Below are 24,366 nucleotides of genomic sequence, written 5' to 3' on the forward strand. Positions count from 1 at the left end.
GGGCCAGCAAAAGAAAAGTGACTCGAGCGTCGGCAGACGATCGAAACGCCCGCCGCGTAGGCGGCACGCTGGCGGGAGCGCCGAACCAGCGCCAAGAGCAAAGTCACTGGATCCCCGCCTTCGCGGGGATGACGGTGAGGGAGAGTACGTGTTCCCGCAAGCACCCCACCTTTTTCCCCTTATTTAGGTCTCACCCAAATACCCTCCCCGAAGGGGATAGGGGGCTAAAGGCGCGCTACCACTGCGTCCGACTCGGCAACAACCCCTTCAACTCCGCATCCGTCAAATTCCGCCACTGCCCCGGCTTCAAATGCCCCAACTTCACATTGACCACGCGCACTCGCCGCAACTGTGTCACGCGATAACCAAACTCTGCCGCCATCAAACGAATTTGACGGTTTAGCCCCTGTGTAAGAATGATCGCAAAGCCAAACTTGGCGATCTTGCGCACCTTGCAAGGCTTGGTCATCTGCCCATGGATGCGCACGCCACGCGCCATGCCCTGAAGAAACTCGTCAGTGACTGCCTTGTTCACCGCCACCAGATACTCCTTCTCGTGGTTGTTCTCCGAACGCAGGATCTCGTTGACGATATCGCCATTGCTGGTCAGCAGAATTAGCCCCTCGGAATCCTTATCCAGGCGCCCGATGGGAAAAACGCGTTGCTGGTGATCAACAAAATCGACGATGTTGTCCTTCACCGTCTGGTCGGTGGTGCAGGTAATGCCTACCGGTTTGTTCAGTGCGATATACACCGCGCGTTTGGCTGAAGGCGTGGCTGCGAGGATGCGTGCCTTGACGATTTCACCGTCTACGCGCACTTCATCACCTTCCAGTGCCTTGGCCCCGGTGGTCACGACTTCGCCGTTGATGGTGACGCGGCCGGCAAGCAGCAGCTCATCCGCCTCGCGGCGGGAGCAGATGCCAGCTTCGCTGATGTATTTGTTTACACGCATGGAATCAAAGTCTTTCCCTGTAGGAGCGCACTTGTGCGCGACAGCCCGGCGAGGCGGTACATCGCGTCTCTGCGGTCGTGCACAAGTGCGCTCCTACATGAGTGATGCAGTAATTACGAGCGCAAACCCACGCCGCGCTTGAGCAGATTCAGCGCAACCATGGACAGGCCCACCACAAACGCCAGCATCACCGCGAACGCTACGCCGATGTTCACATCGCTCACGCCCAGCACGCCGAAGCGGAACGCGTTGACCATGTAGAGGATCGGGTTGACCAGCGAGATGCTGCGCCACGGTTCGCCCAGCAGGTCCACCGAGTAGAACACGCCGCCCAGATAGGTGAGCGGGGTGAGCACAAAGGTCGGCACCAGCGCGATGTCGTCGAACTTCTTCGCGAATACCGCATTGACGAAGCCGGCCAGCGAGAACACGGTGGCGCCCATCAGCACCGACAGGAACGTGATGATCGGATGGGCGACGTGCAGATCCGTGAAGAACAGTGCGATCAGCAGCACCAGTGCGCCTACCACCAGGCCACGCGCTACCGCGCCGATCACGTAGCCAAGCAGGATCACCCAGTTAGGCATCGGCGATACCAGCATCTCTTCCACGGCGCGGCTGAACTTAGCGCCGAAGAACGAGCTGGAGATGTTGCCGTAGCTGTTGGTGATGATGCTCATCATCACCAGGCCCGGCACGATGTACTGCATGTAAGTGAAGCCATGCATCTGGCCGATGCGGCTGCCGATCAGCTTGCCGAAGATCACGAAGTACAGCGTCATCGTGATGGCGGGCGGAATCAGCGTCTGCGTCCAGATGCGCATGATGCGCATGATTTCGCGCCGCACGATGGTGTTCAGCGCAACGATATTCATGGTGCTGTTCATGCGACCTTCTCCACGTTTTCCTTGCCGCTGCGGCCGTTTTCCACCAGGCGCACGAACAATTCCTCAAGGCGGTTGGTCTTGTTGCGCATCGAGGTCACCGTCATGCCGCGTTCGCTCAGGCTGGCAAACAGCGAGTTGAGGTCGTGCGAGCGCGCCATTTCCACTTCCAGCGTGTGCTCGTCGAGGCGGCGCAACGTGATGCCGGGAGTCGCGGGCAAATCGACCGGCACGTGGTTGATGTCCAGCACGAAGGTTTCCACGTCCAGCGTGGCCAGCAGGCGCTTCATGGACGTGTTTTCCACGATGGTGCCCTGGTCGATGATGGCGATGTTGCGGCAGAGCTGTTCGGCTTCTTCGAGGTAATGCGTGGTGAGGATCACCGTGGTGCCGGCCGCGTTGATGCCGCTGACGAACTGCCACATGGAGCGGCGGATCTCGATGTCCACGCCGGCGGTGGGCTCATCGAGAATGAGCAGCTTCGGCTCGTTCATCATCGCTCGGGCGATCATCAGGCGGCGCTTCATGCCGCCGGAGAGCATGCGCGCCTGGTGCTGGGCCTTATCCCACAGGCGCAGCTCCTTCAGGTACTTCTCCGCGCGTTCGGCGGCGATCTTCCGCGGAATGCCGTAGAAGCCGGCTTCGTTCACGCAGATGTCGAACGGTTTTTCGAACTGGTTGAAGTTAATTTCCTGCGGCACCAGGCCGATCAGCTGCATGGCCTTGCCGCGCTGCTTGTTGACCGATACGCCAAACACCTGCGCATCGCCGCTGGTGGCGTTCACCAGGGAGGAAAGAATGCCGATCAGGGTGGATTTGCCAGCGCCGTTCGGCCCCAGCAGGGCGAAAAAGTCGCCTGGCTGGACCGTGAGACTGATGCCTTTGAGAGCTTCGACGCCATTGCTGTAGGTCTTGCGCAGGTTGTCGACGACCAGCGCGGGGGTGGGACTTGGGGACATGGGCTGCACCGGAGGGGCGAGCCCTTTATTATACGTGGCTTGCCCAGCCCGTCCGGTGAGACGCGGCGACCACACTGTTTCCTCCGGAAGTCCCATGGCCGACCACTTTCAGCTCCGCCTCGTCGACAGCACCATGCTGGCGCCCACCGTACGGCACCTGGCCTTCGAGCGCGCGGACGGTCAGCCCCTGACCTTTGTACCCGGGCAGTTTTTGCAGGTCCATTTCCACTATGAAGATGGCACCGCCACCAAGCGCAGCTATTCGGTGGGCACGGTGGGCGATGGCTCCTCGCCGGTGCAGCGCATCGAGATTGCGGTGAGCTATGTAGAAGGCGGCGCCGCCACCAAGCTGCTGGGCGACCTGCCGCACGGCGGCGTGATCGACGCCAGCGGCCCCTATGGCCGCTTCTGCCTGCAGGCCGGCGACACCAACAGCCGTTATATGCTGCTGGCCACCGGCACCGGCGTGACGCCGTATCGCGCCATGCTTCCGCAGATCGCCGAGCTGGTGAAACAGGGTCGCGAAGTGGTGCTGCTGTATGGCGCGCGCAATGAGGTGGAGCTGCTCTATGGTGAGGAGTTCGAGGCGTTCGCGCAGGCCAACGCGGGCTTCAACTTCTACGGGTGCCTGAGCCGCGAGCCGCGCGCCACGCCGCGCCCGAACGACCGCAAGGGCCACGTGCAGAACGTGCTGGCCGAACTGGCGCCAAGCGCCGAGCGGGACATCGCCTACCTGTGCGGCAACCCCAACATGGTCGATGCCGCCTTCGCCGCTTTCAAGGAATTCGGCCTGCCGGTGGCCCATATTCGCCGCGAGAAGTACATCTCCTCGCGCTAAGCGTCACCGGCTCGATCACAGGGCAGGCGCTTGCCCCGCATTGGCAGCGAGCGCTCTCCGACCTGTACTGCTGCATTAACGCGGTACAAACACGATATTCAAGTTATCTCGACATGGGCCGCTAACCCGACAGCCCGGCCCTTCCACTTATTCTTCCAACTATCCCGCTCTCGCCCCTGGAGGCCGAAAGTGTGATCTGTCTCACGCGAAAATGTGACCTAGTTCACATGGCTGAGACGTGCCTGGGTTTTCGATTAAAGGCCTGGTCGGCAGCGCCGATAGATCCCGAAAGTACCCCGCCTTCCCCGCGCGGTACGGGAAGGGGCCGTTATGAAGGGCTGGATTCGCAGGACCTGTGCAGGTTGCGTAGTCGCCTTGGCGCTAGGGGCGTCGTTCGCGCATGCGCAGGGCGAGGTGGTTTCGCAAGGCGAGGCGCGTTTGCAAGGCGGCACGATTACGTTTGTCGGGGCGATCTTGCAGTCGACGTGCAGTTCCATCGATGTGGTGCCATCGTCGCGCGGTGTTTCTCGCAGCGGTTGTGGCATGGTGCCAGGACATGCTGCCGCCCGTGCCTCTGTATATCGTCAGGATATCGTTTCACTTGAGAGCGACGTGAGCGGCAATCGTCTGCTCAACTATTTGGTCAGTTATGCAGGCGCTGCGAACACACGATTGCTGACCCGCACGTATGAGTGATCGCTTTGCGCATCGTTCGTCGGATTACTGATACGTGAGTGTGTAGGTGGCGGTACCGCATACGGAGCCCGCGGTTATCGGCGCTCCCGTCTTGTAGTACTGCACCACGAACGGCACCGACAGCGAGCCATTCGTGACCGTGCCGACCTTCTGCGACGCGTTGAAGGTAACCGGCTGCGAATTGAGCAGCAGCTGCAAAGCCACGTTGCTCGCCGGGCTGCTGCACGTACTCGGGTCTGGCGTGATCAGGCCAGGACTTGAGCCTTGTGTCGGCGAGGTCATGTACATGTACACGGTGACGTTCGAAGCGCAGCTGCCGTATGTGATATTGAAAGACGTGGCGCCGGCCGTTGTGGTGTTTGCCAGCGCGCTCGCGGTCACCGTGGGCAGGGGGATTGAAAAGTTCGCGTTCGGCATGGTGAGGCTGCATGACGGCGTGTTCACCGTCACCGCCGTGGTCGCCACTGAGGCGTAGTTTGGTGCGCTGTCCGTGTTTCCATAGGTGTAGTTGGTCAACTGCACCATGGTGAGGGCGCTTACCTGTCCCGGACTGATAGGGCCGGTCTTGATCAGCTGGGCCGTGAAGGTTTCGCTGACCGACGATTGGTTATTGGTCTTGGAGGCCAGCTCCCAGCCTGGAGCGCCGCCCGGGCCGTTCGGGCCACTGTCGGGATTCGTCGGGCTGCCGCTGAGCTTGATGGCGATGCCAGGGAGATTGGTGGCGAGCATCACGTAGCCGGAGCCGGCCTTATTGGTGGCGTCCAGTGCAGCAACGACAGTCGCCTGCGGCGTGACCTTGCCGTATTGTGAGATCACGTTGGAGCAGTTAAACGTTACCTTGACCGAACCCGCGCTACCGAGCGCGGAACCAACAGCGGCGTTCGACGCCGCCGTTACCGAGCTGGGCAGCCCGCTGATGGTGAACACCGCATTGTTGGATGGCGACGTACAGGCAAGCACGGCGCCAGCCATCGCTGCCGGACTGTGCAGCAGACCCAGACCAGCCGCCAATAGCAAGGCCGTGAACGACAGACGCTGCGCGAGGCGGTGGAAAATGTAGCTCACGGTGCGGTCCTCTCGGCGAATGTCGGGTTGCTGTCCAGCGTGCAGGTTGCCTGCAGCTGTTCGTAAGCGTGCGGGTTCTTCTTATCCAGTGGCGCCAACTGGTATGCGAACGAGCACGATTGCATCTCGCCCTGGCTGTTCTTCCAGCGCGCGCTCATCTGGCCTTGCTGATCCACACCACGTGCGAGGATCTTGCCTGCCTGGCCCACCACGCCCAGCGCAACGCCCTTTGCGTTGAATACCTCAGCGCCGAACGGCAGCGTATCGCCACCTGGCAAACGGGCCTGCACGATCACAGATCGGCCGCTCACGGTCTTGAACGTGAGCATGACCACCGAGCCCGCGTAGGGCGCTACCTGTGCGCTGGTGGACTCCATCTGCACATCGAGCGGCAGACCCTTCGGATCAACCTGCACGTTGTTGAGGATGTAAGGCATCAGATAGGGGACAAGCGCGTAGCCGGAGCTGTCCACCTGGGCGCCCGTCGCGTTGCTCACCTTCGCGCCTGCCGCGCCTGGCGCGTAGACGATGCCGACGGTGTCGCCGGTGGGCTGGCCAAACGTAATGCCACCCGGATGCGCCACGATGGCGCCACTGGCACCCACCGACGCCTGCGAATAATTCGAACCGCTGCCATAGCTGGCGCTGAGCAGGGCAAACGGGCTGCGATAGCCAACGTTGAGCGAGCCGGCGCTGCCGGTGTTGCCACCATGCGATCCCGTGGCACCGTAGTTGAACTGGTTCTCGGCGCCCAGTGTGCCGCTTACCATGGCCTGTTCCTGATTGCCGTTCACCGCATCGTGGTTCATGTTGAACATCAACATGGGCGAATGCACGTTGTCGCCAAGGGGCACGGTGACATTCAGGAAGTAGCTGTTGGCGTAGCGCCCGATCACGTCGCGTGTGCGCGTGACATTGAAACCGTAATTCACGCGGCCAAAGTGATTGTTGTAGCCAAGCTGGAACTGCGTGTCGGTGCCGTTGCGGCTCCAATAGTCGTAAGCGGAGCCGTTGACGTAGATGGTGCCGCCATGGGTGCCTAGAACCTGGCTCAGCGTCAGATCGAAGCGATTGCGCTGGCGCTGCAGCGTCGTGCCGATCAGCGAGGAATTGCTCAGCGCACCCGAACTAGACAGCGCAGCGGTTTGCGCCGGCGTAAGCACGGTGTTTACCGGCACGCCGTTGATCATCTGCGGCGCGGCAGGGATCACCGTGTTGTAGATATCCAGGCCGCGACGCGCGAAGTCGCGGGCCTGCGCGGCATCGGTCAGGCTGAGATAGCCGCTCGTGGAGTAGCGATACGCAGCCACGGTGAACGACGTCTGCGTCTGCGGCAGCAGCTTGCTGTAGCTCACGCGCAAGCTCTGGCCGGAGTGCGAATCACCGCCGGGGATTTCCGTATGGGCTTCTGTCAAATCTGCAGCGAATGCGCCAAAGCGCGTATTCACCGCGCCACCGATCAACGCAGCGGCGTAACCCTGCGAGCCAACGAGGCCGGCATAGCCGGTGAGCGTGTTGTTGATGCCATGCTGGATCGTTGCCTGCACAACGTCGGGCTTGTGCACCAGCGAACTGTCGCGCAATTCGCCCGCCACAACGCTGAAGCGCGTGGTGCCCGGGCGTAGCAACTGGGCCACCGATGCATAAGGCACGCTGAAGCTACGTACGCGTCCATCGGCTTCGGTAATCGTCACATCGAGGCTGCCGCCGTAACCGGTCGGATACAGGTCGTTGATCGAGAACGGGCCCGGCGCCACCGTGGTCTGGTAGATCTGCATGCCGTTCTGGCGAATGGTGATCAGTGCGTTGGTTTCCGCAACGCCGCGCACGACCGGCGCGTAGCCGCGCAACGAATCGGGCAGCATACGATCATCCGTGCTCAACTGGACGCCGCGGACGGCATAGCTGTCGAACACCTGGCCGTCAGTGAAGCTGTCACCGACTGTAAGTTCGGCACGCAAGCCCGGCAGCGCGCGTTGCACATAGGTCGCGATGTTCTGCCAGTGACTACGCGAGGGCTGACCTGCGTTGGCCGATTGCCAGGTAACGGTCGAGTTCTGGCGAAACTGCCACAGGCCCACGTTCACACCCGTGTTGAGTCCGAGGTAGGACGTGGTCTGGCTCAGGCCGCCGTTGCTCGTGTGATACGCGTTGAAGTTGTAGTTCAGCAGCGCCGAGAGCACGCCTGCATCCCAATACTCCGGGCTGACGTAGCCGCGTGCAGCCTGGCCCACGTAAGCCTGCGGCACGCTCACGTCGACGCGCAGCTCGGCCATGTTGAGCGTCATCGTGGCATCGGGAATCAGCTTGCCGATATCGACGCAAGCTGCGGGGTCAGCCAGTTGGGTCTGCATCTCGGCGGCTTTCACGGGGTGCAGGCCCAACTGGCTAAACAGCTTGTCATCCAGGCAGGCCGTGGCGCTGGCTTCTGGCGTAGCCGAGACAAACCGCACATCGCGACGGGCGGCCCAAGCCTGGTTGACGTAAACGTCGACGTTATAGATGCCCGGCGTTACCGGATTGCCATGTTCGAAACGCGACAGGTCGGTGGTGTTCTGGCCCGCGCCAGACAGCAGGCTGCGATCGAAATCAGCATAGCCGCCGGAGCTCGCATCCGCGCCCGTTGCGGCAGCAGCCGGGCCGGCACATGCGGCGCCAGCCCAGCTGGCAAGGCCCGCCAACATCGCACACAGCAGCACGTGGCGACGCACGGTCGGCCATGGCTGGCGCTGCGCGTTGGTGCGCAGGGTCCTCACGGCGACAGCGTGCCCTTAAACGATGCCGTGGCGCCGTAGTCGTTGATGCAGTCGTATTCGATGGCAGTGCCAGCCGGTGCCTGCTTCAGGCCCGCAACGTCCAGACGCAGATCGGAAAGCGGGGCCACCATGCCGGTGTCGCCGGCGTAAGACTGGCCACCGATGCTCAACGCCACCTTGGTGAACGTGACGTAATACGGTGTCGGGTTATGCACGACGAGCGTCGTGGCAGCGCCGCCAGCTGCGGCCTTGAAGCTCAACTGGGCGGGTGCCTTCTGCGGATCGCCGGCAAGGCCGTCGGGGCGGTAAAAGAGCTTGAGTCGCGAGCGGATCGCGAGCTGCAGATAATTCTTGCCCTGGTATTCCTGGCCGCTCGGCTTCGGCGGCACTTCCAGCACGTTGAGCCAGAACAGCGATTCACGATCTACCGGCAGCGGCTGCTTGCCCTGCGTAAACAGGATGCGCAGGCTCTGCTCCTTGTGCGGCTCCATGCGGAACAGCGGGGGCGTGATCAGAAAAGGGGTGTCCACCTTGTCAGGGGTGGAATGCGCGTCGCCGCTGTCGACCCAGGATTCGATCAGGGCTGGCGTGCTGTTGTCGTTGGTCAGCCGGACGGTGACTTCGCCATCCTTCGCGGGAAAGACCACTCGGGTGCCGGCAATAATCACATTGGCGCTGGCGCCGGCCGAGGCCAAGCAATACACCAGCAACCCCGTGCCCAAGGCGCGGAAGAAGCGTTTCATCGTTGGAATCCCGTTCGACGGCGAGGAGGCGTTGCGGGGTATCCGCGGCCGGCGACGCCGGCCGCGGACAGGGCGTGAATTACGGATACTGGATCGTGTAGTTCACGCTGCTGGTCACGGTGCCAGCGCCGACGGCGCCGCCGGTGCCCGTGCCATTGTTGTAGTACTGCACGTAGTAGTTCAGCGTTGCAGCATTGGAGGCGATGGTGGCCGTGGTGGTGCCGGTCTGCGTCGCCAGGTTGATCGCCGACTGGCTGTTGTTGAGCAGCTGCAGGTCCACGCCGGTGGCGCCGGCGACGTTCAGGCGGCCGTTCGCGTTGATCGTCGCGCCCGGCTCGAAGTAGGCCTTGACCACGCCCGTGCCCGAGCAAGCGGAGAGGTTGATGCTGAACGGCGTGGCGCCGGCGACAATGCCCGACGACGTGCCCAGCGCTCCCGTACCGACGCTCGGCAGGGTCACAGCGAAGCTGGCGGTACCCGTGCTGCCATTGGAGCTCGAGGCGATGGTGCAGGTGGTGGAGGTGATCTTACCGTTGAACGTGATGGTGCCATCGACGGCCTTGGCGGCCTGCGGTGCCAGTGCAGCCACGCCGAAGACGGCAGCCAGTGCAGCGGAGAGGAGAATCTTCTTCATACAGTGTCCTTTGACCTTGGTTGGTTGTAGCGGATGTTTGTGGCGCTTCCGGACACCGGGCGCGTGCCCCCCGACTGCGCTGTTTGGCTTCTGGCCCGTGCCCCCTTCGAGCTGGCTTCCAGATCGCTTACCCGGCCTAATGCAACCGGCATGCCAACCAGAAAGTGGCCGTGGAAACGGCCTCGTCGCGCGCTTTCTGAGAACTGGCTGTTAAGTCAAGGTGACGAATTGTGTGAACTGCGTCACGTCACATCGGGCCCCAAGGCCGGCCGATTGTGCAAATTGCGTCACATTTTAGGAAAAATCCTACGGCGATCCGCTCAAGTTCGTAGCGTGAAGGCCGATACCCTTCCTGTGTAAAGTACGCTTGACACACCCCGCGACGCCCCTTAGCCTTGTGTCAAGTTCACTTGACATGCAGTTCGGGAGGGAGCTCATGCAGTACGTCGAGACGAGGGGTGGCCGGTCATGAACAGGCCGGAGCGCAACGAGCACTGGCTTCGCGCCCCCATGCTTACCTGGCCCCGTTGGGCGCGTTGGCTGGTCACCCTGCTGACCTATGCGCTGATGGCTGGCGGGCTGTGGCTGATGACGAAAGGTGGCGTGTTGCTGCGTGTGGTGGGCGTGCTGGGTTTCGCGGCATCGCTGCCACTCATGATCCACACCCAGCGCGCAGTGAGGCGGGAGCGCAGCCGCCCGATCGAATACCGCTATGCCCGTGAATTCATGCCCGCCATGCTCGCCTATGTGCTGGTCATGCTGTACGTGTGGCCGCTGCAGAAAACCATGGACGCCGGCTGGCTCAAGGTGCTGACGGCACTGTCGCCCGTATTGCCGGTCGCCTGGGCCGTATTCGTTTCCATCCGCTATGTATTGGGCAGCGACGAGCTTGAACGCCGCCAGCACCTGGAAGCGCTGGCCATTGGAGCGGCGATCGTGAGCGTGGTCAGCATGGCGCTGGGCTTTTTGGGCACTGCCAAGGTATTCGCGGTCGATGGGGCGCTGGTGTTGCTCTTCGTGTATCCCGCCCTGTGCTTTGCCTACGGCCTGGCCCACTGCGGCATGCTCTGGCGCAACCGCTTCCAATGAACAACCGCATGCGCGACCTTCGCAGCGATCGCGGCTGGTCGCAGGCTGACCTGGCCGAGCGGCTGGATGTATCCCGCCAGACGGTCAATGCCATCGAAACGGGCAAGTACGATCCCAGCCTGCCGTTGGCATTCAAGATCGCGCGACTGTTCAGCCTTTCCATCGAATCGATTTTCGAGCCGGAGCCTTAAGGCCCCGCGCGCGAACTTGCACCACCCGAACGGAATGAGGGGAGAACTCAAGTGATGGCAATCAAGGGACGACTAGGCATCGCAGCCTTAGGGCTGGCCGTGCTTGGCGGCACACACTGGTATCCGCGTGCGATGGCTGCGGTGGAAGACAGCACCGTCGCCCGGCCCGCCGCGGCGTCGACGCAAGCCACGCCCGGCAAAACGCAAACCTGGCGACTGGGTTCGCTGACGCTGACGCCTTGCGAGCTCGGTCAGCCCAACAGCGGGCTGTCGACCGCCGCATGGTGCGCGCCATTCGAGGTACCGGAGAATCGCGACGATCCGCACAGCCGCAAGATTGGCCTGAAGCTGGCGGTGATCCGCAGCAGCGCGCAGGTGGCCAGCCGGGACATGCTGGTGCTGCTCGCAGGCGGCCCGGGCCAGGCAGCCACCGAATCGTGGCCTGGCGTATCGACCGCGCTGCAGCCGCTGACCGCGCATCGCCATGTGGTGCTGCTCGATCAGCGCGGAACCGGTGGCTCCAATCCGCTCACCTGCAACGACGAAAGCGAGCGCGCAGATGATGGCGCCGATGATTCGGATGCCCATCCCGACCGGCAGCGCGAAGAAACCGAGCGCTGCCTGAAGCAGCTCCAGGGCAGGGCCGACCCGCGTTACTACACCACCACCATCGCCGCACAGGATCTGGAAGACGTGCGCAAGGCGCTGGGCTCGCCCAGCTTCGATCTGGTGGGCGTGTCCTACGGCACCCGCATGGCACAGCAATACGCCATGCGCTTTCCGCAGGCCGTGCGCAGCATGGTGCTGGATGGCGTGGTGCCCAACGAACTCGCACTCGGGCAGGACTTTGCGAAGAATCTCGACGATGCGCTGAAGGCGCAATTCGCGCGGTGCACCGCCACCGACGACTGCCGCAAGCGCTTCAGTGATCCCTACCAGACGCTTTACCAACTGCGCGATGCGCTGCGCGCCAATCCGCACAAGGTGAGCTTCCGCGATCCGCAGACCTACCAGAGCGTGCAGCGTGAGTTGAACGAATACTCGCTGGCCAGCGTGGTGCGCATGTTTGCGTATACACCGCTCACCGCCGCACTGCTGCCGTTGTCCATCAATGCCGCAGCCCATGGCGACGTCGGGCCGCTGCTTGGTCAGGCCAAGCTGCTCTCGGGCGACCTGTCCGACACCATGAATGGCGGCATGCAGCTTTCGGTGATCTGCAGCGAAGATGCCGACCTGCTGGTGCCGCGCCCGGAAGATGCGCACACCATTCTCGGTACCCGCATGGTCGACACGCTGCGGACGACCTGCGCGGTGTGGCCCAAGGGCACGCGTCCGGCGGACTTCCATCAGCCGTTGAAATCCAATGCGCCGGCGCTGCTGCTTTCCGGACAGTTCGATCCGGTGACGCCATCGCGCTACGGCGATCAGGTGGCCAAAAACCTCCCGCAATCTCGCCACTTCGTGCTGACGGGGCAGGCTCACAACGTCATCAACGCCGGCTGCACGCCCCAGCTCGTCAAGCGCTTTATCGAAAACCTCAAGCCCGAAGCGCTGGACGCCACTTGCCTTGATCGCCTGCGGCCCACGCCGATGTTCATTGACTTCAACGGAGCCGCGCCATGATCGAAGTGAAGGATTTGCACAAGGCGTTTGGCACCGTAAAAGCCGTGGATGGTGTGAGCTTCACCGCACGTGACGGTGAGATCACCGGCCTGCTTGGTCCCAATGGCGCCGGCAAGACCACCACGCTGCGCATGCTCTACACCCTGATGAAACCCGACCGTGGACAGGTGATGGTGGACGGCATCGATGCGGCCGAAGACGCACTTGCCGTGCGCCGGCAACTGGGCGTGCTGCCCGATGCACGCGGGCTCTACAAGCGCCTCACTGCACGCGAGAACATCGATTACTTCGCGCGCCTGCATGGGTTGCCTGAAGACCTGATAACGCGTCGCCGCGAAGCGCTGGTGAAGGCGCTGGAGATGGAAGACATCGGCGACCGTCGCACCGAGGGCTTTTCGCAAGGGCAGCGGGTCAAGACCGCCATAGCCCGGGCGCTGATTCATGATCCGCGCAATGTGATTCTCGATGAACCCACCAACGGCCTCGACGTGATGGCCACACGTGCGTTGCGCCAGTTCATGCAGCAATTGAAGGCCGAGGGCCGCTGCGTGCTGTTTTCCAGCCACATCATGCAAGAGGTGGCCGCCCTGTGTGATCGCATCGTGGTGATCGCCAACGGCCGAGTGGTCGCTGACGAGTCGCCTGCCGCACTACGCGCGCAAACCGGCGAAACCAATCTGGAGGATGCTTTCGTGAAGATCATCGGCAGCGAGGAGGGCCTCGCCGCATGAACATGAGCACTACGACAACCGTCGGGCGCACGCGCGCTTTCCTCACCGTATTCCTCAAGGAAGTGAAAGAAAACCTGCGGGATCGCCGCACGCTTACCAGTGCCTTCCTTACCGGCCCGCTGCTAGGTCCCATCATCCTGGTGATGATGCTCAACATCACGCTCAACCGTCAGTTCGACAAGGCGGAAAAGCCGCTGCCGGTGCCGGTGATCGGTGTTCAATACGCACCCAATCTGATCGCAGCGCTGAAAGCCGGCGGCATCGAACCCACCGACGCGATCCCCAATCCCGAACTCGCGGTACGCAAGCAGGATGCCGATGTCGTCGTGCGTATCTCTCCCGACTTCGCCACGTCATGGCGCAAGGGCGAGACGGTACAGGTGGAGTTGATCTACGACTCGTCGCAGCGCGATGCCAATACGGCCGTTGAGCGTGTCACGCAGTTGGTGGAAACTTACGCGCGGCAGCAGGGCGCGATGCGCCTGGTGGCGCGTGGCCTGTCGCCGGGTACGGCGTGGCCGGTGGTGGCGGCACGCCGCGATCAGGCGACGGCGCAGGCGCGCGCAGCGCTGGTGTTCTCCATCCTGCCGTACTTCTTCGTGCTCACCGTATTCATGGGTGGCATGTACCTGGCCATCGATCTCACCGCGGGCGAACGCGAGCGACAGTCACTCGAACCCTTGTTTGCCAATCCGGTGCCGCGCTGGCGCATCCTGGCCGGCAAGCTGGCCGCCATCTGCACCTTCTCTGCGGTGAGCTTGCTGATCAGCCTGTTGGCGTTCGCGGTGGTGGGGCGTTTCATTCCCACCGAGAAGCTAGGGATGGAGCTGGACCTTGGCGCGCGTTTCAGCATGCACGTGCTGGTGCTGATGGCGCCGCTGATCGTGTTGCTGGCGGCGTTGCAGTCGATGGTGGCGGCGTTTGCCAAGAGCTATCGCGAGGCGCAGACGTATCTGTCGCTGCTGATGTTTGTGCCGGTGTTGCCGAGCATTCTGCTCTCCACCATGCCGATCAAGTCGCAGGACTGGATGTATACGGTGCCGCTGTTGGGGCAGCACCTTGGCATCATGCAGTTGTTGCGTGGGGATGGTGTGACTACGCAGCAATTGGGGTTGTGTTTGGTGGGGAGTTTGGCGGCGGCGGTGGTTGGGGTGGTGGTGACGGCTAGGTTGTATCAGTCGGAGAGGTTGGCGATTTCTGGGTAATGGGGGCAATCTTCTGTCTGGCGAGGCGCAACACGCGTTGTGCTCCCTCTCCCCTTCGGGGAGAGGGTTGGGGTGAGGGGTGGGTGCTTGCGATAACGCTTGCTCCCCTCACCGTCATCCCGGCGTAGGCCGGAGGCGCTTCACAACAGCGAAGCTGGTCATCCAGCGACTTTGCTCTCGGCCTTGAATGTGGCGCTACCGCCAGCGTGCCGCCTACGCGGCGGGCGTTTCGATCCCCTGCCGGCGCTCGAGTCACTTTTCTTTTGCTGGCCCAAAAGAAAAGTAACCCAAAGAAAATGGCCTCCAGAGCGAGGTTGTCGTAGCGTCGTGATTAATACAAGCCTTGGCGCTGACGAAGCCCGGAACGCCACGATCGCCCGACACGCGGTACGGCTACACCGCAACGCGCCATAGCGAAGAGGACTTAAAGCTGTCCGGTGCAGCTCTCAGCTCTCAGCTCTCAGCTCTCAGCTCTCAGCTCTCAGCTCTCAGCTCTCAGCTCTCAGCTCTCAGCTCTTAGCTCTCAGCTCTTAGCTCTTAGCTCTCAGCTCTTAGCTCTTAGCTCCCTCTCCCCTTGCGGGAGAGGGCTGGGGAGAGGGGGTAATCTTGCCTCACCATTCCGTTAGAGCCGTCACCCCGGCGCAGGCCGGGGTTCAGTAGCGTTGGCACTCAGTTTTAGCGATGTGGCAGGTGCGCGTTGGTTGTGGCCCCCCAACAGCACTCCATGGCAACCACCGCGCGCCTCCACCTTACGGCAGAAGCTTCCGCAACATGCCATCGCTCAGCTGCCCACTGACACCGCGCTTGGTACCGTCCGCACGAATCACCAACACATGCGGCATCTCCCCGCCCCAATTCGGATCGATCAGGTAGTTGAGTCGATCCGGCGTGTCGTCGGCATACGCGCGGGCAGGGAAGCCATCCATGCCGGCACTGTGCAGGCGCTGTGCAATGGCTTTGCTGGCGCTGATGCTGTCAGTCGCCACCGTAATCAGTTCGATTTGGTCAGGATGAGCTTGTTGCAAACGCGACAGCGCCTGCAGATTAGCTTCGCAGTAGCTGCAATCCAGTGACCACAACGCGATCAGTCGTTCGCCACGTGCGGGCGTCGCGAGCAGCGCCGGCACCTGGGATGCATCGAGTGGACGCAGGTCGAGTGCGGCGGCTGGCAGAGCAAGCGTCAAAGCAAGGGTGGCAAGCAGGTATTTCACGGCGCCTCCTCGTTGGTGGGCAGCAAGCGGAAACCGGTGGCGGTGTTCCATGCGACATAGGCGCGCCCTTGGTTCGCGACGAGTTGTGGCGAGCCAACGGCACCGACACTTTGCGCCAGCGCGCGAGGTGGCTGGAAGTTGGCGCCGCCGTCAAGGGACTCGCTCAGCATGAGCGTGTAGCCCTGGGGATCCACCTGATTCCATACCAACCAGACGTGCCGTTCCAACACTGCAATATCTGCGTGGGCTGCGCCCGCACCGGCAAACTTCATGGCGTGCCGCGGCGGATGGCCGGGATCGAGTTGGCCGTACCACAGCGCGGGACCGTGGCTGGCTTCGTACCAAACGGCGTGACGTGTGCCATCGCGGGCGATCGCTAAACCGGGGCCGTGATGGGGGCAGCCGGCAATCTGCCAGTCGGAGAACGTTGCACGTTCGACATGGGTCGACGCAGTGCCTGGCGCAAGCTCCGCATACGCGTGATCGCGAATGTTGTCGCCGTAGATGGCACGGAAGAACGTCGCGATATGGCCGTCAGGCGTGCGTGCGAGTGCGATGCGGCAACATTCGCAAGTGTGGTCGGCCAACTTGCGCTCAACGTTGAAATGGGCGCCACGATCGTCTGACCAACTGGTGTAGACCGCTGCACCCTGATACGGCTGGCCTTCTGCTTGCGATGCCAGCAGATCACGCTTGTCTATCCAGGCGATGACCACGCGGCCTTCGCCATCCACTGCCAGCGCATCGAAGCGATGGGTGATTTCGGCGGTGTCGCTGTGCACGGTGACAGGCGTCGAGAAGTGCGCGCCGCCATCCAGCGAACGAGCGAAGCGCACGAAGCCGGTATAGGGTTGCGCACGCGGCTGTGACCAAGTGACGTAGATCTCACCCTTGGTTCCGAAAGCCAGCTTCGGGCGGTTCTCGCCTTCAGCGTAGATCGGTTCGGCGACTGGATTAACCGCGATTGGCGCATCGAAGCTGCGACCAAGATCGCCAGATCGCCGCAGCCATACGCGGCCGTCCCGGCTGTCGACTACCCACAGCTGGCCTTGTGCATCAAAGGCAGCGCTGGCGCCGAGCGGCGGCTCCTTCATCTTGGTCATGTCATGACTGTCGTGCGCCGCCGAAGGCAGGGCAAGCAAGGCAAGGAGTGCGATGCACCACGCCCTCCACAAAGGAAAGCGCGGCAGCACCTGCACGAAACGGCGCTCAGTAGTCATAGTTCAACCCCAGGAAAACGGTCCGTTGTGGATACGGGTGCGGACTGACGTAGTACTTCTCGTTACCGAGATTGTCGATGCCGATCGAGGCAGTGAGACGCGGTTCAATGCGGTAGCTCACCTTGGCATCGAACACGCTGTAGCGACTGATGCCGCCGTAGGTGTCATGGTTGATGTCGGTGTTGAGCAGCGTGCTGTAAGCACCGCTGGAATAGCGATAGCCCAGCGCATAGGTCAGGCGATCGTTGGCGTGATACGTCGCCGACAGTCGTGCCCGCCACTTCGGAATGCGGGGAAACTGCTTGCCCACGGCGGCCGGCGCCAGCGTGTCCTGCTGCACCACGGATTCGGCGTAGGTGATGCTGCCCGAGATATCCAACCCCTGCACCAACACATCCGCTTCGTCGAGCGCGGTTTCCACCCCCCGTATGCGTGCCCGGTCGATGTTCTCGATCTGGGTGATGTTGGGGCTTACCGAGGTGTCGGTCTGCGAGAACAGGGCGTTGTGACGGTTCTCCTGGAACAGGGAGACGCGGGCGACACCACTGCCCCACACGTATTGCGTGGTCCAGTCGTAGGAGCGTGAATCCTCGGGCTGCAGGTTGGGGTTGTTCTGCACCAGTTGGCTGCCACTGATGACCTGCTGGTACAGCTCGGTCACGGTGGGATAGCGCACGGCGCGGCCGAACGAAAGGCGTGTCTGCAATGCTTGGGTGATCTCGAAGCTCAACGCGGCCTTGGGTGAAAAGTCGTGGCGCTGCTGATTCGGATACGTGGCGAGGGTGGGCTTGGTGGCCGCGTTCTGGTTGAAGCCATCGAAAGCGCGCCAGTATTCCTCGCGTGCTCCTAGCGTCAGTGTCGAGCGCGGCGCGAGTGTCCACACGTCTTGCAGGTAAAGGGCCTGTGTCTGCGTTTCGCCGCCGGAGGCTGCGGTCAGCATGCCATTGGGTGCAGAGCGCCAGTCGGCCAGGGTGTAGGTGTTCTGCTTAAGCAGGAAATCATCGATGTGATAGCCAAAGCTCAGCTCGTGCGTTTGGCCGAACAGCGGTGCGGGTCGCCAGGTGCCGCGCAGTTCACCGGTGTGCCAGCCGGTGCCGTCCTGCACCTGATTGCTGCCAACCATGCTCTGCCCGTAACGCGAGGCCGAGCGCGATTCGTCCTTGAGGTAGTGGTAGTTGCTGTACGCGGCGTGCCAATCAAACGCACCATGCGTGTCGCTGCCAATGGATAGCGCGTTGACCATGTGCAACTGGTCGGCGGTGCCCGGGTTGAGGCCGGAGACCGTATACGCGCGACCACCGATGTTGACGTTGCCGTTGTAGAACGGGTTCCCCGTGCGTGTGTCGGTGAGGTAACTCTGCACCGATGTGGTGGAATCGTTGTGCCAGAGGCCAAAGGTGTAGAGCGCCTTGATCTCGGGCGTGATATCCCAACCCAGCTTGAGCTTGCCCTGATCCTGCTGCGTATGGTCGATGGAGTAGGCGCCGAAGATCAGTCGCGGATTGCCGTTCTGGTCCGTGTCTTGATGAGCCCCGGTCACCGGCGTGGCCGCTGCGGTCGCCGCTTTGCTCGACAGGTTGGCAGTCGAGAAACTCATCGGATGGCCCTGCGCATTGAGGTGATCGTAGGTCACCCATAGCGAGAAGGGGCCCCAGCGGTTGCCAGCGGCGATAGTGAAGTCGCCACTGGCGTTGTGCTGATTGGTGCCGTAGAGGTTGAAGTGTTCCATCGCCCCGGTCAGGCCGATGTGGACTTCCGCGCGTGTGGGCATGCGCGTCTCCAGCGTAATCACGCCGCCCATCGAATTGCCGGGATACAGCGCACTGAACGGCCCGTACATCACATTGACCCGTTCAATTTCCGCGGGCGACACCAGGCCCCAGCGCGGCGGAAAGCTGTAGCTGTTGCCAAGCAAGTTGGAGAGCAGCAGGTCGTCGGCGTACACCAGGGATTGGGCGCTGGACACGGTGCCGGTGGTGCGGGTGGCGACGATGCCGTTGCGGTCGCCAATGTAACGCTCGCGCACTTCGATGCTCGGCAGGTACTTCAGGGACTCTGCCGAGGTCATGAGGTTGACGGTGTCGTGGATCTGCTGGGCACTGAGACTTTCCACGACGGCAGGTGCCGTGGCCAGCGCTCTGGGCAGCGGTTTGTCGGCAGTGCCGGTGACCATTACCGACGATAGCGTCGAGGTCTCGCGATCGGGTGTCGCGACGGCCGCAAAGCTAGGTGTCGATGTCGAGTCATTCGACTGCGCCTGGAGCCCTGGCGACATGAGCGCCAACGCGGACCAAACGGCGACGGAGAGTTTTGAAGGATGCCACGTAGAAGGCGCATCACCTGAGTGACGCGTGGAAAGGGTCGGGGGGTAACGCATGGGGACAGATTTCCAGCGGGGATAGCGACGAACTGCGCACGAGCAGGCGCGCGTCAGCGCACGCCGAGTCCGTGGGAATCGCAGCGATACAAGTCGTGACTGGATTAAACGAGCGGTGGTCCCCGGGAGTGCGTCACCAGCGGTGCAGCTGATGGCGCATCCGGTACAACATGCGCGAGGGATGGTGAGACGACCAGCAGCGCCGGCGGCAAGACGAGCGCCGATGCCAACAGCGCAGGGCTATGGCTCATCAGAGAGCAATAGCCGCAGGCATCCATCGATAGCGGTTGCCCGGCATCGGGCGGGGCCTGCCGATGATCGTGGCCGGCGTGGTGAGTCGGGCAATCCGCATCCGTGGTTTTGGCCCCATCCGCGGGCATGGGCATGGCCATGTCCATCGCCATGATGGCGGCGGTCGTCGGCGATGCCAGCACACGGGACACGGTAGGGACGAGCGCCAGCAGTCCCATGGCGGCAATAGCCAGCCAAGCGACCATCCGCTGGTGTGCTCGTCTACGGAACAATGCCGTCCTCGGAAACCCCAAAACCCTAGAGTGGGCTCAAGGATTATGCATGGGACGCTTACAGGGCCGAAACCGTTGCGGCGAAAGACCACATGAAATCATTGGTGTGAGTGGGTGTGGCCCCGGGGCCGGAGTGGCCGTTTCCATTGAAACGGGTGAGGCTAGATTGTCCCCTCACCCCAGCCCTCTCCGCGCTCCTCAAAGGCGTGGCCATCCATGGCCACTCCCCGCCTGCCCCGGAGGGGAGAGGGAGCGGGCGGTGGCGTTACCATGGGGCTTTCCTTCCGCCGAGAACCACCATGCGCCGCCATCTGCTTGCCCTGAGTCTCCTCGCCGCCCTGGCCGGCTGCAGCTCCCACGACAACGCACCCACGGCCCAGTCCCCCACGCCGGCTCCGGCCGCCACGGCCCCTGCCGTGCCGCCGCCGTCGACGGATGCGGAGAATGCCGCGCAGCGCATGGCCAACTATGCGCCCGTCAAACTCACGGCCGACCTCTCGGCGTTCGATGAGAAGCAGAAGCAGATGATTGCGCTGCTGGTCGAGGCCGCCGCGGTCACCAACGACATCTACTGGCAGCAGTCCTGGGGCGACAAGGCCGCGCTGATGGCGCGCATTCCGGATGAAACCACGCGACGCTTCGCCGAGATCAACTACGGCCCGTGGGACCGCCTCGACAACGATCAGCCGTTTGTCGCAGGCGTGGGCGCGCGTCCGGCGGGTGCGCAGTTCTATCCGGCCGACATGAGCAAGGACGAGTTCGACAAGGCCGACCTCAAGGACAAGACCGGTCTCTACACGCTGCTGCGCCGCGATGCGCAGGGCAAGCTGGTGACCGTGCCCTATCACGAAGCGTATAAGGCCGACCTCGAACGCGCCGCGGACCTGCTGCGCAAGGCAGCTGCCTTGTCTGCCGACAAGGAGTTCGCGAACTATCTCAAGCAGCGCGCCGACGCGCTGCTGAGCGACGACTATCGCCCGAGCGATTTTGCGTGGATGTCGATGAAGAACAATCCGGTGGACATCGTGATCGGCCCCATCGAAACCTACGAAGACCAGCTCTACGGCTACAAGGCTAGCTATGAGAGCTACGTGCTGGTGAAGGATCAGGCGTGGAGTGCCAAGCTCGCGCGTTTCGCCAAGTATCTGCCGGAGCTCCAGCGCGAGCTCCCGGTGGACGAAAAGTACAAGGCGGAAAAGCCGGGGTCGGATGCCGACCTCAACGCCTACTTCGCCGTGTACTACGCGGGCGATGCCAACGTCGGCGCCAAGACCATCGCCATCAATCTTCCGAATGACGAGGAAGTCCAGCTGAAGAAGGGCACGCGCCGCCTGCAGCTGGAAAACGTGATGCAGGCGAAGTTCGACAAGATCATGCTGCCCATTGCCAAGGAGTTGATTGCCGACGATCAGCAATCGCACCTCACCTTCGATGCATTCTTCGAGAACACCATGTTCCACGAAGTCGCGCATGGCCTCGGCATCAAGAACACGCTCACCGACAAGGGCATGGTACGCACGGCGCTGAAGGATCAGGCGTCGAGCTTCGAAGAAGGCAAGGCCGACATCCTGGGCCTTTACATGGTCACCAAGCTCGCGGAAAAGGGTGAGCTGGATAAGACCAAGTTGATGGACAACTACGTCACCTTCCTCGCCGGTATCCTGCGCTCGGTGCGCTTCGGTGCCAGTGACGCGCACGCCAAGGCCAACATGGTGCGCTTCAATTTCTTCCAGCAGCAGGGCGCCTTCTCGCGTGACACGGCGACCGGTCGCTATCGCGTGGATTTCGACAAGATGACGGCGGCCATGAATGCGCTGTCCGCGAAGTTGCTCACCATCCAGGGCGATGGTGACTACGACGCAGCGAAGAAACTCACCGAGACCATGGGCAAGGTCGACGCGACCCTCACTGGCGATCTCAAGCGCCTCGATCAGGCCAAGATTCCGGTCGACATCACTTTCGAACAAGGGCTGGATGTGCTGGGTTTGCAGAAGCCCTGATTCCGCTACACCCAAGGTGGGAGCGCACCCTGTGCGCGACAAGCCAACGAAGTGGTGAATCCATGACACCTCTTCGGAGCACAGTCCGTACTCCTACATGGGGATACGGACTGACCTGATGACTCCATGGTCCGTGCAATGCATCGTTCGGGCCATGAATCCATCGCCGGGCTATCAAGCCCTCCGCCGTGGCCGTGTCTCGATCACTGGTCAGGCGTATCTGCTTACAACCATTGTTGCCGGTCGGCGACCGTTTTTCAGTGACGTGCAGCAGGCAAGACTCATCAGCCGGCAAGTACATGATCCGCGTTGCTGGGGTGATGCTGAGCTACTTTGCTGGGTATTGATGCCGGACCATTGGCACGGCCTAGTGATTCTCGGGCCGAGGGACAGTCTTGCTGTCGTCATGAACCGGTTCAAATCGCTCACTGCTAAAACCCTGACGGGCATCCTGCCTACGCCACTATGGGAGCGGGGATATCATGATCATGCGCTTCGGCGAGACGAGGACGTGCGCGCTGTAGCCCGCTATATCGCGAGCAATCCAGTGCGCGCCGGTCTGGTCGAAAACTTTCTCGACTATCCGTATTGGGATTGCTGCTGGCTCTGACGTCACCTGTGGGAGCGCACCCTGTGCGCGACAGGGTGCCTCAGTGGTGCCCTCCGTAGTTTGTCGCGCACAGGGTGCGCTCCCCCAGAAGCCGTAGACGGCACGGTTACCTCGGCGCCAAGTCCCGCATCTTCATGGTCACCTCGCGCCCATCGGCCAGCCTCAACGTCAGTGGCGTGCCTTCAGGCAAATGACTGCTCATATCGCGCAATTGGCCAAAGCTCAGAGCGCTGGCGGCTTTTCCGTTGGCGGACACAATGGCGTCTCCCTGCTTGAGGCCGGCTTGCTGAGCAGGGCTGCCGGGCATCACGTTGCCGACGTCGAAGCGGTCCGGGTGTCCCTGGGTTTTCTCCGCGCGGAAACCAGCCATGGCGTAGTGCCGTGCTGTCGTATCTGCGCGGGGCGTCAGCACCATCTGCTGGCGACGGTAGTCAAAGTGAACATTGAAACGCGACAGGATGTCCTGACCAATGTTGCCCGCCTCGCTGGGATTGCCGGTGGCACCGGCATCGGCGCGGGTCAGCATGGCGACGACGTTGCCGAGGTTTTGCGTGCCCAGCTCAAATGACTTTGCATGGGCGATGTGCGCGGTGAAAAGGCCGCCCACGCCGCCGGTGGGAATCGGCAGGCCCGCTTCATAGCGCTTCGCGATGCCGTTGCGGTCGGCCCACTGCGGGAAGGTCAGTACATAACCGGCATTGCCGGTGTCGACGCCATACATGCCGTTATGACCATCCTGCGTGGCCTGCACGAGTGGCATGTCGTCGGTGAAGCGCAGCGTCACCGCGGCGCCCTTAGCCGCAGGCGGTTGCTCGCCGAGGTCGTATGGCGCCAGGTGCAATTGTTGGTGGTCGTAGTCGAAAGTGATGGCAAAGCGCTCGAACATCTCCAGGCCCAGGATGCCAGCGATGGGGGCGCCATCGCCGCGCTCGTAGAAACCGAATGGATAGGGCAGTACGGTGAAGGTGAGGTCGCGCACGTGCGCATTGCCCAACGCCGTGTCGTGCACTTTGGTATATGACGTGCTCATCGTGCCGGAGCCTGAGCCGCCACTCACGCCTTGCCCCTGGGTCTGAAAGCCCAATTGTTTGGCGACATCACTGGTGAGAATGGCGTGGCCGCCGGTATCGAGGATGAACGGCATCGGCGGCTTGCCGTTGATGCTTACATCGACCAGCAAGATGCCGCCCTCCATATGCATCGGGGTGACCGCATCGCGGGCTCCGTTGGCCATGGTCACGTCGCGTACCTTGCCGTCAGGACGTTGCAGCGCCGTGGTCGGTGCACTAGTGAGCAGGCGGTACTGCCCGACGGTGTCGGTACTTTCGCCGTCGCCGTTGCCGGCCAGGTTGGCACTCGAGCTGGTGATGCGGAACGGTAGTTGCAAACCACTCACTTCGCGGTAGTCGCCATAGTGCGCAGTCGAGATAAGAAACGAGCTGGCATAGACAGCACGATCCAGCAGGTGCGTCGTCGGAGAGATCCACAAGGTGACGGTACGACCGCCCGCCGGAGTGGCCTCGATGCGTTGATAGGTATGCCCGTTGTCTTGCATATCGGGCAAACGGCGATAGCTCACCGACGCGTGCGAATCGAGATAGCCGAAGCGGCGCAGCCAGCTTTCCGTGGTGGCGACGGCGCGTGCCTCGTCGGAGTCGAGCGGATGGATCAGGCCGGTGATGTCTTCACGCCATTGGCCGTTGGCGTCGACGCCCTGGGCGGCGCCAAAGACGTCGTTGCGCATGCGTGAGACGTACTGGCCGGTGCGCAGGTCCACGGTGGACTGCCATGGCCCGCTGAGCCCATCCCCATCCTCCTTGCCATCCATCTGCAGGCCGGCCACCGCGTTCCAGTGCGCGCCGCCATAGGCCTGGCGCATGTTTTCCAGTAGCGAGGAGCTGTCGTTCGCTGGAGCGGCCAACGCCTGACTCAGGGCGCTGGCGAGCAAGAGACCAAGCAGGGGGCGGGCACGATGAAGCATGGTGGCACTCCTTGGATCGGGTGGGGTCATGCTCCATCGCTGCGCGTGTCAGGTCTAGGACGCGCGTGGCATAT

At 62.4% G+C, this 24,366-nt stretch carries 21 protein-coding genes; 9 read left to right on the top strand and 12 right to left on the bottom strand.

Annotated elements, in window-relative coordinates:
• Positions 1-235 precede the first annotated feature (235 nt).
• From rluF to AC0GUR_RS20750, 3 genes are all read right to left on the bottom strand, one after another.
• Complete coding sequence (gene rluF, locus AC0GUR_RS20740; protein ID WP_472879419.1) at positions 236-955, bottom strand: 23S rRNA pseudouridine(2604) synthase RluF; 720 nt, start codon at positions 953-955, stop codon at positions 236-238.
• Positions 956-1,068: 113 nt separating this feature from the next.
• Positions 1,069-1,842 (bottom strand): ABC transporter permease, encoded by a 774-nt coding sequence (locus AC0GUR_RS20745; RefSeq protein WP_472879420.1) that lies wholly within the window; start codon positions 1,840-1,842, stop codon positions 1,069-1,071.
• The gene (locus AC0GUR_RS20750) at positions 1,839-2,798 is read right to left on the bottom strand and encodes an ABC transporter ATP-binding protein (RefSeq protein ID WP_472879421.1); all 960 of its coding nucleotides are present in this window, start codon (positions 2,796-2,798) and stop codon (positions 1,839-1,841) included. The genes AC0GUR_RS20745 and AC0GUR_RS20750 overlap by 4 nt, the downstream gene beginning before the upstream one ends.
• A gap of 94 nt (positions 2,799-2,892) precedes the next feature.
• Between AC0GUR_RS20750 and AC0GUR_RS20755 the strand changes: the two genes are divergently transcribed.
• Both AC0GUR_RS20755 and AC0GUR_RS20760 read left to right on the top strand, forming a co-directional pair.
• Entirely contained in the window at positions 2,893-3,636 is a 744-nt protein-coding gene (locus AC0GUR_RS20755; RefSeq protein WP_472879422.1) for an FAD-binding oxidoreductase, read from the top strand.
• Positions 3,637-3,966: 330 nt separating this feature from the next.
• Entirely contained in the window at positions 3,967-4,332 is a 366-nt protein-coding gene (locus tag AC0GUR_RS20760; RefSeq protein WP_472879423.1) for a hypothetical protein, read from the top strand.
• Between the two features lie 24 nt (positions 4,333-4,356).
• Here the strand turns inward: AC0GUR_RS20760 and AC0GUR_RS20765 are convergent, their stop codons facing one another.
• The 4 genes from AC0GUR_RS20765 to AC0GUR_RS20780 form a co-directional block, all read right to left on the bottom strand.
• Complete coding sequence (locus AC0GUR_RS20765; RefSeq protein ID WP_472879424.1) at positions 4,357-5,397, bottom strand: fimbrial protein; 1,041 nt, start codon at positions 5,395-5,397, stop codon at positions 4,357-4,359.
• Positions 5,394-8,153 carry a fimbria/pilus outer membrane usher protein gene (locus AC0GUR_RS20770; RefSeq protein WP_472879425.1) on the bottom strand — a complete coding sequence of 920 codons (2,760 nt, stop codon included), beginning with the start codon at positions 8,151-8,153 and terminating at the stop codon, positions 5,394-5,396. The genes AC0GUR_RS20765 and AC0GUR_RS20770 overlap by 4 nt, the downstream gene beginning before the upstream one ends.
• Positions 8,150-8,896, bottom strand: a complete 747-nt coding sequence (locus tag AC0GUR_RS20775; protein ID WP_472879426.1) for a fimbrial biogenesis chaperone — start codon at positions 8,894-8,896, stop codon at positions 8,150-8,152. The genes AC0GUR_RS20770 and AC0GUR_RS20775 overlap by 4 nt, the downstream gene beginning before the upstream one ends.
• 79 nt (positions 8,897-8,975) lie before the next feature.
• Positions 8,976-9,530: a fimbrial protein gene (locus AC0GUR_RS20780; protein ID WP_472879427.1), complete on the bottom strand. Its 555-nt coding sequence runs from the start codon at positions 9,528-9,530 to the stop codon at positions 8,976-8,978.
• A 468-nt stretch (positions 9,531-9,998) separates the two neighbouring features.
• Here AC0GUR_RS20780 and AC0GUR_RS20785 point away from each other — a divergent pair, with 468 nt between their 5' ends.
• Genes AC0GUR_RS20785 through AC0GUR_RS20805 form a run of 5 tightly spaced genes read left to right on the top strand, consistent with a single transcriptional unit; the run spans position 9,999 to position 14,369 of the window.
• Positions 9,999-10,619, top strand: coding sequence for a hypothetical protein (locus tag AC0GUR_RS20785; RefSeq protein WP_472879428.1), 621 nt, complete (start codon positions 9,999-10,001; stop codon positions 10,617-10,619).
• The gene (locus AC0GUR_RS20790; protein ID WP_472879429.1) at positions 10,616-10,810 is read left to right on the top strand and encodes a helix-turn-helix transcriptional regulator; all 195 of its coding nucleotides are present in this window, start codon (positions 10,616-10,618) and stop codon (positions 10,808-10,810) included. Before AC0GUR_RS20785 ends, AC0GUR_RS20790 begins: the two co-directional genes overlap by 4 nt.
• Before the next feature lie 54 nt (positions 10,811-10,864).
• Positions 10,865-12,433 (top strand): alpha/beta fold hydrolase, encoded by a 1,569-nt coding sequence (locus AC0GUR_RS20795; protein ID WP_472879430.1) that lies wholly within the window; start codon positions 10,865-10,867, stop codon positions 12,431-12,433.
• Complete coding sequence (locus AC0GUR_RS20800) at positions 12,430-13,164, top strand: ABC transporter ATP-binding protein (protein WP_472879431.1); 735 nt, start codon at positions 12,430-12,432, stop codon at positions 13,162-13,164. Before AC0GUR_RS20795 ends, AC0GUR_RS20800 begins: the two co-directional genes overlap by 4 nt.
• On the top strand, positions 13,161-14,369 hold the full coding sequence (locus tag AC0GUR_RS20805; protein ID WP_472879432.1) for an ABC transporter permease: 1,209 nt from the start codon (positions 13,161-13,163) through the stop codon (positions 14,367-14,369). Before AC0GUR_RS20800 ends, AC0GUR_RS20805 begins: the two co-directional genes overlap by 4 nt.
• 749 nt (positions 14,370-15,118) lie before the next feature.
• Here the strand turns inward: AC0GUR_RS20805 and AC0GUR_RS20810 are convergent.
• The 4 genes from AC0GUR_RS20810 to AC0GUR_RS20825 all read right to left on the bottom strand — a co-directional run bounded on the left by AC0GUR_RS20810 (position 15,119) and on the right by AC0GUR_RS20825 (position 19,674).
• Positions 15,119-15,580, bottom strand: a complete 462-nt coding sequence (locus AC0GUR_RS20810) for a thioredoxin domain-containing protein (protein WP_472879433.1) — start codon at positions 15,578-15,580, stop codon at positions 15,119-15,121.
• Positions 15,577-16,800, bottom strand: a complete 1,224-nt coding sequence (locus AC0GUR_RS20815) for a sialidase family protein (protein ID WP_472879434.1) — start codon at positions 16,798-16,800, stop codon at positions 15,577-15,579. The genes AC0GUR_RS20810 and AC0GUR_RS20815 overlap by 4 nt, the downstream gene beginning before the upstream one ends.
• Positions 16,790-19,075: a TonB-dependent receptor gene (locus tag AC0GUR_RS20820; protein WP_472879435.1), complete on the bottom strand. Its 2,286-nt coding sequence runs from the start codon at positions 19,073-19,075 to the stop codon at positions 16,790-16,792. Before AC0GUR_RS20820 ends, AC0GUR_RS20815 begins: the two co-directional genes overlap by 11 nt.
• A gap of 206 nt (positions 19,076-19,281) precedes the next feature.
• A complete protein-coding gene (locus AC0GUR_RS20825; RefSeq protein WP_472879436.1) occupies positions 19,282-19,674 on the bottom strand; it encodes a DUF2946 family protein in 393 nt (130 codons plus the stop codon).
• Positions 19,675-20,000: 326 nt separating this feature from the next.
• On the opposite strand from AC0GUR_RS20825, the gene AC0GUR_RS20830 reads away from it, so the two are divergent.
• Together AC0GUR_RS20830 and AC0GUR_RS20835 are read left to right on the top strand one after the other, a co-directional pair.
• Positions 20,001-21,701 (top strand): dipeptidyl-peptidase 3 family protein, encoded by a 1,701-nt coding sequence (locus AC0GUR_RS20830; protein WP_472879437.1) that lies wholly within the window; start codon positions 20,001-20,003, stop codon positions 21,699-21,701.
• 154 nt (positions 21,702-21,855) lie between these two features.
• Positions 21,856-22,311: an REP-associated tyrosine transposase gene (locus tag AC0GUR_RS20835; RefSeq protein WP_472879438.1), complete on the top strand. Its 456-nt coding sequence runs from the start codon at positions 21,856-21,858 to the stop codon at positions 22,309-22,311.
• Between the two features lie 106 nt (positions 22,312-22,417).
• On the opposite strand, the gene AC0GUR_RS20840 is transcribed toward AC0GUR_RS20835, so the two are convergent.
• Positions 22,418-24,292: an aspartyl protease family protein gene (locus AC0GUR_RS20840; protein WP_472879439.1), complete on the bottom strand. Its 1,875-nt coding sequence runs from the start codon at positions 24,290-24,292 to the stop codon at positions 22,418-22,420.
• Positions 24,293-24,366 lie beyond the last annotated feature (74 nt).

It is taken from the genome of Dyella sp. PARNA 12/25 (genome assembly GCF_055702865.1).

What these genes read in the sequence shown, in the direction of transcription:
- rluF (WP_472879419.1), bottom strand. Translation starts at nt 955, where the DNA reads ATGCGTGTAAACAAATACATCAGCGAAGCTGGCATCTGCTCCCGCCGC.
- AC0GUR_RS20745 (WP_472879420.1), bottom strand. Translation starts at nt 1,842, where the DNA reads ATGAACAGCACCATGAATATCGTTGCGCTGAACACCATCGTGCGGCGC.
- AC0GUR_RS20750 (WP_472879421.1), bottom strand. Translation starts at nt 2,798, where the DNA reads ATGTCCCCAAGTCCCACCCCCGCGCTGGTCGTCGACAACCTGCGCAAG.
- AC0GUR_RS20755 (WP_472879422.1), top strand. Translation starts at nt 2,893, where the DNA reads ATGGCCGACCACTTTCAGCTCCGCCTCGTCGACAGCACCATGCTGGCG.
- AC0GUR_RS20760 (WP_472879423.1), top strand. Translation starts at nt 3,967, where the DNA reads ATGAAGGGCTGGATTCGCAGGACCTGTGCAGGTTGCGTAGTCGCCTTG.
- AC0GUR_RS20775 (WP_472879426.1), bottom strand. Translation starts at nt 8,896, where the DNA reads ATGAAACGCTTCTTCCGCGCCTTGGGCACGGGGTTGCTGGTGTATTGC.
- AC0GUR_RS20780 (WP_472879427.1), bottom strand. Translation starts at nt 9,530, where the DNA reads ATGAAGAAGATTCTCCTCTCCGCTGCACTGGCTGCCGTCTTCGGCGTG.
- AC0GUR_RS20785 (WP_472879428.1), top strand. Translation starts at nt 9,999, where the DNA reads ATGAACAGGCCGGAGCGCAACGAGCACTGGCTTCGCGCCCCCATGCTT.
- AC0GUR_RS20790 (WP_472879429.1), top strand. Translation starts at nt 10,616, where the DNA reads ATGAACAACCGCATGCGCGACCTTCGCAGCGATCGCGGCTGGTCGCAG.
- AC0GUR_RS20795 (WP_472879430.1), top strand. Translation starts at nt 10,865, where the DNA reads ATGGCAATCAAGGGACGACTAGGCATCGCAGCCTTAGGGCTGGCCGTG.
- AC0GUR_RS20800 (WP_472879431.1), top strand. Translation starts at nt 12,430, where the DNA reads ATGATCGAAGTGAAGGATTTGCACAAGGCGTTTGGCACCGTAAAAGCC.
- AC0GUR_RS20805 (WP_472879432.1), top strand. Translation starts at nt 13,161, where the DNA reads ATGAACATGAGCACTACGACAACCGTCGGGCGCACGCGCGCTTTCCTC.
- AC0GUR_RS20815 (WP_472879434.1), bottom strand. Translation starts at nt 16,800, where the DNA reads ATGACTACTGAGCGCCGTTTCGTGCAGGTGCTGCCGCGCTTTCCTTTG.
- AC0GUR_RS20820 (WP_472879435.1), bottom strand. Translation starts at nt 19,075, where the DNA reads ATGTCGCCAGGGCTCCAGGCGCAGTCGAATGACTCGACATCGACACCT.
- AC0GUR_RS20825 (WP_472879436.1), bottom strand. Translation starts at nt 19,674, where the DNA reads ATGGTCGCTTGGCTGGCTATTGCCGCCATGGGACTGCTGGCGCTCGTC.
- AC0GUR_RS20830 (WP_472879437.1), top strand. Translation starts at nt 20,001, where the DNA reads ATGCGCCGCCATCTGCTTGCCCTGAGTCTCCTCGCCGCCCTGGCCGGC.
- AC0GUR_RS20835 (WP_472879438.1), top strand. Translation starts at nt 21,856, where the DNA reads ATGAATCCATCGCCGGGCTATCAAGCCCTCCGCCGTGGCCGTGTCTCG.
- AC0GUR_RS20840 (WP_472879439.1), bottom strand. Translation starts at nt 24,292, where the DNA reads ATGCTTCATCGTGCCCGCCCCCTGCTTGGTCTCTTGCTCGCCAGCGCC.